Origin of the sequence: Paenibacillus sp. V4I7, from assembly GCF_030817275.1 — a bacterium.
Classification (GTDB): Bacteria; Bacillota; Bacilli; order Paenibacillales; family NBRC-103111; genus Paenibacillus_E.
Map to the genome: position 1 here is coordinate 1258859 of NZ_JAUSZD010000002.1, position 14153 is coordinate 1273011.

Consider the following 14153-nt stretch of genomic DNA (forward strand, 5'->3'; position numbering starts at 1 on the left):
AGAGGATAAGTCTATCTAACATAACTAGTCCCATACATTTTGAAGAGGGAGTCCACGTTCTGTTCGAGCCAGGTCATCAACTCGTTGAATAAAGGCAGTTTTTGCTCGTGTGTAGCCCTCAGGGTCGGAATGATATTGTTCAGCCAGGGCCTGTAACCTTCGACTCTCTTTTGTATCGGATGGGGCTTCAGGCTGCGGCAGAATTGGCGAGTTACGTTGATCGATCCAATTTGGCAGCAAGTTTCTTGCAGAAATCGGAAGGGATTAAACGTGCTGTACTCGCATGCTGCATCGGCAGAGACGGTCTTATTCAGGATGGTCCCGGACTAGACGAATACAGCCAGCATGCCCAGGTATTTGCGGTATTGACCTATGTCGTGAGCGGAACGAAAGCGACGGAATTAATGGAACTGGCCATGACGGATGAAACCTTGGCCCAATGTTCAGTTGCGATGGCCTACTACCTTTTCCGTGCGGTGGAGAAGGTAGGTCTATATCACAAAACGGACGAGCTGTGGACGCTTTGGAGACAGATGCTGGTGAAAAAGTTGACGACCTGTGTAGAGGATGACGTAACCGAACGAAGCGACTGTCATGCCTGGGGCTCTTTAATTCTGTATGAACTTCCGGCAATCGTTTTGGGTGTGCAGCCGGCAGAACCGGGCTACTCGAGCGTCAAGGTAAGTCCAACTCCGGGCTATTTATCATGGGCGAAAGGCGAAGTGATAACCCCGAAAGGGATCGTCAAAGTTAGCTGGGAAAAGGTAGAGGATGGAAGCATCGATCTCAAAGTCGAGGCGCCGGAAGGGATAAAGTATGTGATTTGATCTACGAAAGGCGACATTAGCCTACCAATTACCTAATGTGGCAGGAGAAGGTGTGCGGCTAAACGGGAGAAAGGATAGTCATATTTGCTAGTATTTTATGCATATGCTGTAAAAAGGCTAAATTTTTTTCTAACGAATTCTGTAACAAACAGCCTTTTTTGATCTGAAAACCAATAAATTCCAATGAATTTTGAAACAACAAAAACGGAGCGACGCGGGTTTTCGGGCTCCGTTTTCTAATTAATTCTGGAATATCACTGAACGTTGCCAAGCAAGCTGACCTCACTTTAATAAGTGAGGTCTTTTTATGTTTTATTATATATTTCTCATGATTCCCAGTCCTTTCGAAGGTATTTTTTTCTCATTATAGATAAATATTAGTAGTTTGATGGCTATAATTCTGAGACTAAAAACATCCTTGTTGATGAACAATAGCAAAGAAGATATTAGTATCTAAAAAGAAAGGAGTCATTGCATGCCGATCTTCATGAAGAGTATTTATCGATATCAGACTTAATATCCATCGTCTTCTTATTATTAGTTATTGTATTTGTTCTCCATGTTTTTTAGTTGATGGTGGGGGATAAACAAACTATTAGATATGAGGTGTTTTTTTTGTCTAAATGCTATCATTGTGAGGTAAAGGCTGACGTAGCCCATAGCATCACGCTTTATCAGAAAAATGGACTCGAAGAGAAAATAGAGGTTTTATGTAGCTATTGTTATTCAGAATGGCTTCAATCATTGAAAGGTTAGGATATTAAAGTGATTTTGCGATATATTAAAAAACCAAAATGAACAACTTCACCTAAATAATATCAAATTTTTCAGTAGACAATAATTGTTCATCTTATGGATGACTTGCAGTTTATCCACAATAATCATAATTATCATAAATCAAAAGACTGGAAAGTTAGTTTTAACAATCCAGTCTTTTCTTTTCGTCTGAATCTATAGTTACCTAAGATAAAGTATTGCATATCAGAGCACTTTCAAAAGATGATCCATAGAATACCTACGAATTTGCGTTTTGGGAGTAGGAGAGAAGAAAAGTCGCTTCCTCAACTTGATTGATTAATTATTGTTCATTTCTTGCTGTTTGTCTTTTGGAATTTTTTGAGTCAATAACTTTTCATAAATTTCTGAATTAGATTGGATGTTTTGTTTCTTATTTTTTGGTTTAAGCATACGTTATCACCTCCAGTATCTCCTGAAGTAATTTTCCTTAGTTTCTATCAATACTTCGAACATTATCCATTTGGGTAATGACCTCCTTTCTAAATTATTGATTAATATGTGCCATTAGTGGCCCGGAAAATCCTAACACCAGCACAAGCATTACGTTTGCCTGAATAATGGGTCTGTTGATAAGGTTAAGGAAATTTCGTTAACGGAGTTCAGTTGAAATCGTTCCTTGGGATCTATTTTCATCAGGGTATATTTATGAAATTATCGGTTAACTTAACATTTGTTGTAAGTTGGAATCACACTAGGGGGTATATATGAGCATTGAAATAAAACCTAGGCAACCTAAGAAGTGCCGAGGATGCATATGGGGCAATTGGGATGGATTGAAACAGTATTGTAGTAAAATTAAATGTATTAAGTAATGTATTACGAAAGTGCCTGAATTTATCACCTCGATAAGAATCAACACTTAAGAACAATGCAGATAAAAGAATAATCTGTAACGAATGTTGAGTAGGCGAATATACTATTACAGTTGTATTCACCTTTGAATTTATGGGAGGATTTTAAAAAAAATGAGCAAATATACGCATCTGGCTTGGCATGAAACGCTAGATATGCATGAACTCGTAGCGTTCCAAACAAATGGTTGCAGCCATTCAATTGCACGCAAATGTATTTAATTTCATGCTGCAACGTAGTTACTACCCCTCCTACAATTTAGATCAATTATTAGCAAATGATGTACAGAATGCTCAACGTGCTTTATCTATGTAAACTTTACAATTCGTAATGTAACATTTGGGCATTTATAAATAATTTAACACTTCGGCACTAATTAAATCTTATTGTGAAGTGGAGTTTATAAAAAATGAATGGTCTTTATAAGAACAGATCAAAATTAGGAAAATGGCTTGATGAAAACCATTTAACTCAGGATTGGCTTGTTTATTCTACGAAGTTAGATAGAAAGACTGTATCCAGACTCTCAAATATTAATAATAAGAATATTACTCGTCCGAAGGCTACAACAAAGCAATTAATATATGAAGTTATTATTAAAATAAACCCAAGTGTTAATTATAACGATTTATGGTAATCAATCTTATTCCATAAAAAGAAAAGAAAGCGCATGTGTTATAGTGGAAAAACACTGAGGTAGCATGCGCTTTCTATTTATTCGTTAGTGCGATATATAAAGAAGTTAACCTTAATCATCGTACATTTACCTATGATCATCTAATATTATCCGTTGGCGATATTAAAACCTAGCTCCAATAGGAATATCTTCTAGTTTAGTTTCAGGTCTTTCTGAAAAAGCAGGGAAAGGTACAACACCGTTATTAATCAAAATTGTATCGCATTCACTTACTTCAAGCTAATGTAATGATTCGTCTTTTTGATTGCCACTTAAGATAACCAAAAATGCCACTGCTCCTTAAAGGGAATTATGAACAAATTTAATTTGCATTTCATCCAAAAGGTATCTATACAAAGAGAAAAGGTTGTATCATGCTTATATAGAGTTTCAGAATAAAGGTAATGGAAATGAGGGGTGTATCATTTTTGTATAGAGTGGCTATTTGCGATGATGAGGACAAACAAAGAGAGCTTGTTAAAAGCATCCTGATTACTTTGTCGATAAAGACAAATATAGATTTTGAAATCGAATTATTCGGCTCGGGAGAGCAGTTAGTATCCTATTATGAGCGCCATGAAACTCCATTCCATGTTTTAATTTTGGATATTGAAATGGGTGGGATGAATGGGATTCAAACAGCCCGAAAAATAAGAGGGTTAAAGAACCTGGATGAGCAAATTATTTTTCTGACAAGCTACCCTGAATATATGGTGGAAAGTTTTGACGTCATGACATTCCAGTATTTGATAAAACCCATTGCCCCCTCGATCTTGGAGGAGAAAATAGCAAAGGCATCATCTCAGATTATGCTTTGGCTTTAAAAGACTGTAACTTCTTGCAAATCCATCGTTCTATTATTATTAACCTGCTTCATGTGAGGAAGTTTGCCAGCGGAGTTGTTCGAATGTCCAACGGTATGGAATTACCGATAGGCCGTTCTAAAATTAAAGAGGTTAAAGATACTTACACCAAATTTATGATTATGAAGGTCGATTGATATGATTCAAAATAATTTGCTTATTGTCTTTAGCATTGTACTTGTGATGGGCGTTCAAATTAATTTTTTCTTCAACTCGTTTTTTGAAAAATCAACTAAAAAGCATAATCGATTCATTTACTTCATGATCTTTGGGCTGCTTGATTACCTATATTTAGTTGTTTATATTTCTCCTACTGTATCTTCGATTTTAGCAATGCTTGTGATATTTAGTTTAGCGCAATCTTATCAAGTAGAAATGAAAACAAAGATCATTTTCTCTATATTTTACGGTGTTTTAATGACTATCATGAATTTTATATCCATTTATATTTTTTATACACTAGATTTTGTTGACTTTAGCAACTTCGATTATCCTATCAATGAACAAAAACAAATAGCCTATACGAAGGCCACTTTACTCAGTTGCATTATCATGTTTGCTGTCATTCAGATCATACGACTAATTGCAAAGCGCAGAAGTTTCTCTTTACATTATCGGTACTATCTATTATTTTTGTTTGTTCCTATCATAAGTATATACCAACTTAATATTCTCACTTATTATATTGAAAAGAACGTCTATTATTTCATTTCAGTCATTGGATTTCTTTTCTTAAACGTTATGATTATCTATATTTTTGATAATATCATTGATAAATTTCAATTCATGCATGAGAATGCTCAGATGCAGCATCAAATGGACTACCAGGATGCGAATTACGAAGAGGTCGTTCACGGAGCATATTCAAACTACCTTAAATAAAGTCGAAGGAGCCTATCAACGGGTGAATACGGGGAATCTGGTTATAGATGCCCTTGTCACCAATACGCTAAATATTGGACAAGCGAATGGCATAAGAATAGATACAAAGCTTAACTTATATTCACAAGAAATCCATATTGACCGTTATGACTTATGTGTTGTCATTGGAAATATGCTAGATAACGCCATAGAAGCTTCTAAACATGTCAAAATTGCAGAGGATCGGTACATTCTTATCAAAATTCATTCTACCGAGTCAGCTCTTCTCATTCACATCCAGAATCATATGGAGAATGAAGTTGCCTACGTACACAGCCAGAAACTAAACCCGGAATTTCATGGTATTGGACTAACCAATATTGCAAGAATCTGCTACAATTACGGTGGTCATATGACCATTGAAACGAAACAAAAAGTATTTCATAATATGGTCCTACTGCCATTTTAAACGAACAATCCTTAGACAACATGTTGTTTAGGGATTGTTTTTTTCGTTTCAGGGTGCTTTTTCATCTAACAGCCTCATGCCTTGTATGATGAATTCAGCAAGTAAAATCCAGAAAGAATTATGAGGAGGAATGCATCATGAAGAAGATGATCTCTGTATTCATGACTGCTATGCTTTTTGCCATACCAGTCACCCCTGCTTTTGCTCAAACGAATCATGATACTGTAAAGGAAAAGGCTCAGGCGCTGGCTTCGAAGATCGTGTCCAATTATGGTGTAAGTGGAATGCAGTATGCGATTATGGATCATGGATCTATTGTTTTATCCGATAGCGCTGGTGTATACGATAAAATTACTAAGAATCCAATAACCAAAGATACTATGTTTGGAATAGGCTCGGTAAGTAAAATGTTTGTATCTGCTGCAACGATGGTGCTAGCTGATTCTAATAAAATTGATATTGATAACCCCCTAGTTACGTATATCAAGGACTTTAAAATGGTAGATGAACGATATAAAGAGATTACGCCACGCATGTTAATGAATCATTCTTCAGGACTTTACGGTACTCACTATGGGAATAGTATGTTGTTTGATGACAATGATACGAAAAATCATGATGAATTATTGCTAAGATTACAATCAGAAAGGTTAAAGTCAAACCCAGGCGAATCTTCGGTATATGGTAACGATGGTTTTCAGCTGCTTGAAATCTTGGTTGAACGAGTGAGCGGTTTAAGCTATAGCGAATTCCTTGAAACCTACATTAGCAAACCTCTTCAATTAAGCTCTACGAAAACACCACTCGATCCATTTGATCGAGACAGGCTCGCAAAAACTTATTTTCCTACGATTGACCAGGCTTTACCCGTTGAGAATGCCAATGTCATTGGGGCAGGAGGCATCTACTCAACTGCAGAAGAATTAAGTAAGTTCGCTGAAGTATTAATCGGGAATCGAACGGATATTTTATCTGAGAAATCAGCAAAGTCCATGCAAAGTCATGAGTATAGAAATGGAGTGTGGGTTTCTGAAGAGACCAACACCTTTAATTATGGTCTTGGTTGGGATGCCGTTCGTTTAGCAGCGTTTAGTGATTACGGAATAACGGCATTATCCAAAGGTGGAGATACGACTATGTATCACGCTGCTTTGACTACCATACCAGAGTATGATATTTCTATAGCGGTGCTTTCATCGGGAGGGAGTTCCCTCTTCAATAGTATTTTTGCATCTAATGTTTTATTAGAATATGTAAGAGCCAAAGGCATGATTAAAGACCTCCTGCCCCAAAAAACATTTGAACCTTCCTTGAAAGTGGAAATGCCATCGGATTTGTTTTCTTACACTGGATTATACGGTTCCGTGGGTAAAACCGTAAATCTTGAGATTAAGAACGGAGAGATTGATTTACCCGCTCTAGTCGGTGGATTGATACCGCCACAAAAATATGTATATTCGGGCAATGGACAATTCAAAAACAACGATGGGAATGTAACCATAAGCTTTGACCAACCGAAGAATGGAAAAACCTATTTAAAGCTTAACTCTTATATGAATATTCCGGGATTAGGTCAAGCGGTTATGGTAACGTATGAATATCAAAAGTTAGATCCCAATCCTTTAAATCAGACAACTAAAACGGTATGGGAACATAGAAACGGGAAACATTACTACGCTTTGGATGAAAAGATAACTTCAATCTTTTATCTATCTCCGCTTTTGGACAAGAATTTATCCGTTGATGTTGATCATGGATACGCATCTGGCACTAAAATTGTTGACGAGAATAAAGCAGTAAATACATTTGATATTCCTATTATGAACGGAAGAGATGCTTTTGATTTGAATTTCTATAACGAGAACCATATAGAGTATTTAAAGATCGATGGACAATCCTATATCAGTGAAGATGCTATTCAACCCATTTATGAAGGGAACGACTCATTTTGCATCATACCATCCAATGGTCAGGCGGTATGGTATAAAATTGATGGAAAATCAGCCAATCGAGTCATGAACGTTGAGGCTCCGGTAAGTGGGGGATTTGCCGTTTATGACGCCAAGGGAATGGTCGTGAACTTTTCAAAGGCAAGCAACAATCATTCAGTATTACTTCCTGAAAGTGGGATGATCGTTTTTGGTGGTAATGAGGGGGATGTATTTAAAATTAATTTAAAGAATAAATAGACTACTCAACTTTCGCATCTACAAAAAACTAGTTAAGCCTTATGGTTGCAAGGCATAATGGAGAATCTTCGCTCCTCTTGATTCCAATATATGGTGTAATTACCAAATAAGAGTGCGAAGGATTAGAAGAAGCAGCTGTTTGGGAAGCAGAACATATTATTGATAGAATAATGGGGGACGATAAGTGGCACACCCGGTTAACATTGTCCGATCACCGACTTGATAAATTGAACCCGCACCGCGACCAGGTGACAAGAACAGTATCTCATTCACGACGGAGGTACATTCCGTATTAAAATTGAATTTCCGTTACGTTAACGGGCAGGATAGTGGAATAAGCTTCCAGTGTGATAAAATAAATGTGAAAAAATAGGAGGTAATTCTATGACAATTGGTTCCCAGAAAGATATTGATGGTCTTACGGAAATCGGTAAAATCGTTGCGTTGACAATTAGTGAAATGAAACGTCATGCACGTGTCGGAATGACGACTAAGGAATTGGATGATATCGGAGAAATATTTTTAAATAGCCGTGGGGCAGTATCTGCTCCAAAAACAACCAAAAACTTTCCTGGCAACACGTGTATCAGCATTAACTGTGAAATTGCTCATGGAATACCGGGAAATCGAAAAATTCTGCCGGGCGATCTTATAAACATCGATGTTTCCGCTGAACGTGGAGGCTATTTTGCGGATGCGGGGCACTCTTTTCAAATGCCTCCATACAATTCTTCTTTAACGCGTCTCTGCAACTATACTCACAATACTATGATGAAGGTTATTTCTTCACTCAAACATGGAGTAAAACTGAACGAAATCGGCAGGATTATTCAAACCGAAGCTGAAAGAGGAGGTTATAAGGTTATAAAGAATTTGTGTAGTCACGGTATTGGAAAATCCTTACATGAGGCTCCAACAGAGATTCTTCCTGTTTATAACAAGCACGATAAACGTGTACTGAGAGAGGGTCTGGTCATTACTATTGAGCCTTTTTTGTCAACGGGCGCGGATTATGTCGTTGAGCAGTCGGATGGGTGGACTTTATGTCTACCGAGCAGCGGTTTTGCAGCACAACAAGAGCACACTATAATTATTACAAAGAATCAACCCATCATCGTGACGGTAGCTTAGGATATCTGAAGAAAAGTAGGGGAGTACGCTAACAAAGAACGATAGCAGGAGCTTACATCGATGGAGCTCCTTAAAATAAGCTATTTGACATATTATACATGACCAATATGCTCAAATGGCTTATTTTATTGATTTTTTTGAAATTATCTCTTGATAAACTGTGTAAATAAAGTATTAGACTGCTGGGTGTTTCAGCATTTACTCCGAAAAATGGAATAAGAATTGCACTTCGGATGGAATCTAACGGAAGGGTATCCATAAAAAACTTTCCGAATGGAGCGTTACTACTTATGAGCAGCAGATACTGGTTTCGTTTGGCAATGATTTTAGTTCTGTCCCTAGGATTGACGGTCTGCGGTACTAATGCCAATGCTAAAGGCGGGAATCCGCAAGCAAATCCCCAAAATTCCAAAATTAATCAAAAGGAGATAAACAAGCTACCTACAGACAAGAACGCCATTCGTCCGTTTCATGTGAATGTTCCGGAAGCGGAACTTACTGAATTGCGCAGGCGAATAAACACGACAAAATGGCCTGATAAGGAAACGGTCTCGGATCAATCGCAAGGCGTGCAGCTTGTGACGATTCAGGAACTCGCGCGCTATTGGGCGACAGATTACGACTGGCGCAAGATCGAGGCGAAGCTGAACGCCCTGCCGCAGTTCATCACCGAGATCGATGGTCTGGACATTCACTTCATTCACGTTCGTTCGAAGCATAAAGGTGCTATGCCGCTCATCGTCACGCACGGATGGCCCGGCTCGATCATCGAGTTGCTGAAGATTATCGAGCCGCTTACCAATCCCACGGCATATGGCGGGAAGGCATCGGACGCTTTCGATCTGGTGATTCCATCGATGCCTGGCTACGGATTTTCGGGCAAGCCAACCACGATCGGCTGGGATCCCGACCACATAGCACGTGCCTGGGCAGAGCTGATGAAGCGCCTTGGATACACAAAGTATGTGGCGCAGGGAGGCGACTGGGGTGCGCTTGTCACGGATTTGATGGCTGTACAAGCGCCTCCGGGACTGGTTGGCATTCACTCCAACATGCCTGGCACGGTTCCGGCCTACATTGATAAGGCGCTCAAGTGCGAAAGCCCGCCGCCCTCCGGTCTCTCAGATGACGAAAAGCGCGCGTACAAGCAGCTGGACTTCTTTTACAAGCACAGCGGCTACGCCCAATTGATGGGGACGCGCCCGCAGACGCTGACCGGACTGGCGGATTCTCCCGTCGGTTTGGCAGCCTTTATGATTGACCATGACGCGCGTAGTCTGGAGCTGATCTCGAAGGCCTTTGCCGGACACCCCGGAGGCCTTACGCGAGACGATGTCCTCGACAACATCACGCTCTACTGGCTGACTAACACGGCGATTTCTTCGGCTCGTCTCTACTGGGAGAACAAGTACCCCTTTTTCACCGTCAAGGGCGTCTCCATCCCGGTTGCCGTGAGCGTCTTTCCTGACGAGCTCTATCAAGCACCGAAGAGTTGGGCAGAGCGGGCGTATCCCAAACTCATGTATTACAACAAGCTCGACAAGGGCGGACACTTCGCGGCGTGGGAGCAGCCAGAACTTTTCACTGCAGAACTCCGCGCCGCATTCAAGTCGCTACGCTAATCGGAGTTAGGTGGAATACGCTCATGCCGTTATAATTGGTGTCTTCTGAAAGCACCATTCATTCAATCGGTTATAGAATTGGCAAAGAAACGTTGAACTAACGGAAACGATAGTTCAATCAAGACATGACGGCAGCCGACTATACGATCGGCTGCCGCTGTCCGTTGAAGTAACGGGCAGTTAGAAGAAATGAACGAAGACATGAAACATGTGTTGCTTCGAGAGAAATTGGAAAAACAATTGGTTAAAAATCCTAAGTTTTATAAATTAAAGACAGAATTTTTGCTGCTCGTTGGATACGGTTACGTGGTATGGTTTGTGGCACTTTTCCTGGCTTTGTTTGGCTTTTTAGTCTAGGAAATCGTTCGAAACGGATTCTCCTATGGTTTGATAAAACTGGTGTTAATTAATATCGTAGTCGGTTATTTAGTCATTAAATCGTTGATTGTTAAGAATGAGATGCCAAGTGGCTTGTACGTCACGGAAGCGGAAGCGGGACCTTTGCTAAGTATGGTTGAGGAACTCAGGAAGAAAATCAAGACACCGAAAATTCATCACATCGTTGTCGATGGTAGCTACAATGCGTACGTAACCACCTTTTATAAATTTGGTTTTTTCACGCCAAGCAAAAACATTTTAGTTGTTGGTCTTCCATTGATGTTCATCAATAAGGGAAGGACAACGGCATTATTTACTATTCTTGCAATATTCCTGCTGACGGCAGGTTGTGAAAACATTCCGGCAACAGGTTCGGCTACAAGCCAGATTACAAGCCCACCCACAGAGCAGGAAAATAAAACGATTATCGATTGGGTGGACTTTCTTAAGCTGAACGGTATTTCTTATACCTATTCATGGCAAGCCGCACTTACAGACCCAAGCATGTTAGGTGATGAAATCAGCAAAATTGCTTTTCAAGTGGCAGACAATGTGAACGATGTTCATTATGCCACGAAAGACGGCGATGCGGCTTTTTTACCTATTGGAACGGTTGTATACGCCATAAAAGATTACCCGAATGGCGAGATCGTTGCCGTTCAGGACTTTCATGCTATAGGCGGTTACAAGCTGTACGTTGAGGAGGACAAAAAGAATAAATTGGGATTGACATTCGAGGAGGCTGTCCAAAACAAGATTATAAAGGCAGCCTTTTATCCGATGGGCGGAGAAGAAACGCCGATTTTGGAGTTGAAGAACGGCAGCCAAACTTTCCTGATGGATTTACTGCATCGTGCTGCTCAAGAACCGACTGTCGATATAAATCAAGAAGTTGCAAATTCGGTCTATTATAGCTTCGTGATGGATACCGGCGCGGCAATTGGTTACGTCGATAGAATTTACAGAAATGGTAATAAATATTATTGGAACCATCCTGAAGCAAAAGAGTTGCCGAGCGCGTTTTCCTATTATTTTGCAAATGAAAGGGACGTCGTATTTACAATTCAAGGGATGGGCTTCCCTCTGCCCAATCATACGGACACAGTAGCGACTGGAGAGCGAATTAAACGCGACAGCGGCATCAATAACATTACGTTGATCGCGGATGATAGGGTGACGGAGCGATCACTTTTTACACAAGAAACGATTGTTCAACTGTGGGGAAAAGCCAAAGAGATAAATCCAAGCGACGGCGAAAACAAAGTTTATTTATATATGGCGGACAGAGCGATGCCTGTGAGTAACGGGCAGTTGATCGCATACGTAACGAATAAAGATACGGTTGTTAAGCGTGGGAACGAAGGAGCTTTTAATGTGAAACTGATCCATCTGGACGGAACAGGTGACCGGACAATCGTTGAAGGGGCGAAGTACGGCAGAAACGTTATATTGCTTGACAGCGTTGGCGATAGGATTATTGCGGAGGGTGGGGAGCACTCATTGCTCGACATTAACATCTCAAATGGCAAGATCCGACATTTTCCCATTAATGGTATGCTTGATGCACTTTCGAAAGACGGCAGATACGTTCTGTACCGGAAAATGGCTAGTGAGTCACAGGTTGGTACCGAGATTGCGGTATTTGATCTTGATACGGAGAAGAGCATCGATCTGGGGAGTATACCAAAAAATTATGTATTTTCCCAAGGAGTTAAATGAAAAATCCAGTTGAAGATCGAGATCGAGTTGTACAGTTGTTGATTCTACATTTTTATTACGAACGGGCAGGATAGTGGAACTATAATAGGGGACAAAACGTCTAAAGGGTAAGAAATCCTAGAGATTGGTGGAGGGTTATGAGTAAGATTTTAAAATTAAAATTTTTTTGCCAGGTATCCAAATAATTTTGACTATTGTGGCAGTATTAATAGACCAAAGTTTTAATCATGGGCTTGGCGAGGGAGTAAATCAAGTAAGAGCCAATCTTGTAAGTAATATTGAATTTTTCATTAAGCTCTTTCTTGGATACGATGATATCGTAAATTACAACTTTAGATTAATAACAGTGTTATTGGCTATTGGCTTTTGGTATTTAGTTGGTTTAGCGATTGATAAGTTGATAAAACATTTCAGATAAAACGTCGTTCAGCTAACGAAGAACTATAGTTGAATGAACACCTAGGAAATGAGGCTGCCGGTATGATCGGTGGCCTTCATTACGTTAATGGGCAGAATAACGCAACTAAGTTAGTTGAAAATACGTCTTATATTCAAGAGAAAAAAGAGGTTATTTATCGGTTTCAAGAAGGGAAATTGAGGTGGAATTGGTGTCAAATCATAGGATTTTATTTGCAATATCAGTTGTCATTCTATTAGTTTCAATTATATTGACATGGATTTTTGCCATGACTGGTTTTAAACTAAATTTTTCGGGAGGCTTTGGCGAGAGTCGAATTCCCATTCAATTGATTAAAAAAGAGAGTTTGTATTGGAACGGTACAATAGCTTGTCTCACTGCTATCGTATCAACTATCTTCGCTATCATGAGTAAATCAAAAGTGTACATTACCGTCAATTTGACAGTTATGATTATTTTGAACGTTGCAAATTTGTACACATTGTCATTTTTAAAATCTTACCCAATCGGCAATATCGCTTATATTATCCGAAATTGTATTTCATAAAAAACAAGAGCATAAGAAAAGGTTGGATTGTTTATTGAACTCAATGGATAACGAGAGCTAAATATATAAAGCTAACTAGTGGTACTACCTTCGCTTAGACATTTACATAAAAATGGTAATAGTCATTGATTGACTGAAATTACATTATTAAATGTTCATAATGCCAAGTTCATTTAAAAAAGGGGTCTTTATGAGAAAGAAAATAAAATTATCTATTATATTCATTCTCATTGTTATAATAGCTTTTTTGGGTTATTCTTCTGCAAAAAAAGAAGCTATTTCTGTTGCGTTTCATGGTGAAGAAAGTAATTACGTTGTAACTGGTACTGAAATAGTTTGGTTCAAATTAACTCCTTATTGGAATGTTGGATACCTACTTAACGGAGTAGAAGGAAACATCCTAATTGACCCCCTTACAAAAGAAATCGTGGGAGAAGCTAATATGCCATAATATCACCTATCGAGCTGTTATGTTATGGTCTAAAACTGAGGCTCACATGGAGGACGTAGATATCAAAAAAAGATCTTCAATCGAAAAGTCAGAATGGTCGGTTACACGAGAAGAAAGTTTTGAAAAGTATTGTTTTGAGATTGTCTTTGGGTTTGGAGATAAGCTCCAGATTGAGAACAAGAAGGTCTATGTCGTTAAAAATGGCGAAGCAATTGAAGTGACGGTGCCACAAAACATTGAACATTTTGGTACGAGGCCTGGCTCGGATTAAGGGCTTTTTACAGTATCGATTAGAATTAGATTGTTAGTTCAACTAACGAAGAACAATAGTTGAAAGGCAACCGGCAGCCGC

8 protein-coding genes and 4 pseudogenes are annotated in these 14153 nt (G+C 39.2%); 11 read left to right on the forward strand and 1 reads right to left on the reverse strand.

Annotated features, from left to right (window positions below):
* The first annotated feature begins 107 nt into the window (after positions 1-107).
* The 3 genes and pseudogenes from QFZ80_RS07100 (at position 108) to QFZ80_RS07110 (ending at position 3114) form a co-directional block, all read left to right on the forward strand.
* Positions 108-827 carry an alpha-L-rhamnosidase C-terminal domain-containing protein gene (locus tag QFZ80_RS07100; protein ID WP_307558049.1) on the forward strand — a complete coding sequence of 240 codons (720 nt, stop codon included), beginning with the start codon at positions 108-110 and terminating at the stop codon, positions 825-827.
* 1763 nt (positions 828-2590) lie between these two features.
* Positions 2591-2792: pseudogene (locus QFZ80_RS07105) on the forward strand (hypothetical protein).
* Positions 2793-2886: 94 nt separating this feature from the next.
* Positions 2887-3114: a transcriptional regulator gene (locus QFZ80_RS07110; RefSeq protein WP_307558051.1), complete on the forward strand. Its 228-nt coding sequence runs from the start codon at positions 2887-2889 to the stop codon at positions 3112-3114.
* A gap of 165 nt (positions 3115-3279) precedes the next feature.
* On the opposite strand, the pseudogene QFZ80_RS39310 reads toward QFZ80_RS07110, so the two are convergent.
* Positions 3280-3393 (reverse strand): annotated as a pseudogene (locus QFZ80_RS39310) (DUF3231 family protein); the annotation flags it as partial.
* A gap of 188 nt (positions 3394-3581) precedes the next feature.
* Between QFZ80_RS39310 and QFZ80_RS07115 the strand changes: the two are divergent.
* The 8 genes and pseudogenes from QFZ80_RS07115 to QFZ80_RS07150 all read left to right on the forward strand — a co-directional run bounded on the left by QFZ80_RS07115 (position 3582) and on the right by QFZ80_RS07150 (position 14072).
* Positions 3582-4153 (forward strand): annotated as a pseudogene (locus QFZ80_RS07115) (LytR/AlgR family response regulator transcription factor).
* 1 nt (position 4154) lies between these two features.
* Positions 4155-5346, forward strand: a pseudogene (locus QFZ80_RS07120) (ATP-binding protein).
* 137 nt (positions 5347-5483) lie between these two features.
* Positions 5484-7535 carry a serine hydrolase domain-containing protein gene (locus tag QFZ80_RS07125; RefSeq protein ID WP_307558053.1) on the forward strand — a complete coding sequence of 684 codons (2052 nt, stop codon included), beginning with the start codon at positions 5484-5486 and terminating at the stop codon, positions 7533-7535.
* Between the two features lie 384 nt (positions 7536-7919).
* Positions 7920-8666, forward strand: coding sequence for a type I methionyl aminopeptidase (map, locus tag QFZ80_RS07130; protein WP_307547896.1), 747 nt, complete (start codon positions 7920-7922; stop codon positions 8664-8666).
* A gap of 290 nt (positions 8667-8956) precedes the next feature.
* Positions 8957-10288, forward strand: coding sequence for an epoxide hydrolase family protein (locus QFZ80_RS07135; protein WP_307558055.1), 1332 nt, complete (start codon positions 8957-8959; stop codon positions 10286-10288).
* A gap of 387 nt (positions 10289-10675) precedes the next feature.
* On the forward strand, positions 10676-12385 hold the full coding sequence (locus QFZ80_RS07140; RefSeq protein ID WP_307547892.1) for a M48 family metalloprotease: 1710 nt from the start codon (positions 10676-10678) through the stop codon (positions 12383-12385).
* Positions 12386-13540: 1155 nt separating this feature from the next.
* Entirely contained in the window at positions 13541-13801 is a 261-nt protein-coding gene (locus tag QFZ80_RS07145; RefSeq protein WP_307547891.1) for a hypothetical protein, read from the forward strand.
* A 46-nt stretch (positions 13802-13847) separates the two neighbouring features.
* Positions 13848-14072 (forward strand): hypothetical protein, encoded by a 225-nt coding sequence (locus QFZ80_RS07150; protein WP_307547889.1) that lies wholly within the window; start codon positions 13848-13850, stop codon positions 14070-14072.
* Positions 14073-14153: the final 81 nt, after the last annotated feature.

What these genes read in the sequence shown, in the direction of transcription:
- map (WP_307547896.1), top strand. Translation starts at nt 7,920, where the DNA reads ATGACAATTGGTTCCCAGAAAGATATTGATGGTCTTACGGAAATCGGT.
- QFZ80_RS07150 (WP_307547889.1), top strand. Translation starts at nt 13,848, where the DNA reads ATGGAGGACGTAGATATCAAAAAAAGATCTTCAATCGAAAAGTCAGAA.
- QFZ80_RS07125 (WP_307558053.1), top strand. Translation starts at nt 5,484, where the DNA reads ATGAAGAAGATGATCTCTGTATTCATGACTGCTATGCTTTTTGCCATA.
- QFZ80_RS07135 (WP_307558055.1), top strand. Translation starts at nt 8,957, where the DNA reads ATGAGCAGCAGATACTGGTTTCGTTTGGCAATGATTTTAGTTCTGTCC.
- QFZ80_RS07145 (WP_307547891.1), top strand. Translation starts at nt 13,541, where the DNA reads ATGAGAAAGAAAATAAAATTATCTATTATATTCATTCTCATTGTTATA.
- QFZ80_RS07110 (WP_307558051.1), top strand. Translation starts at nt 2,887, where the DNA reads ATGAATGGTCTTTATAAGAACAGATCAAAATTAGGAAAATGGCTTGAT.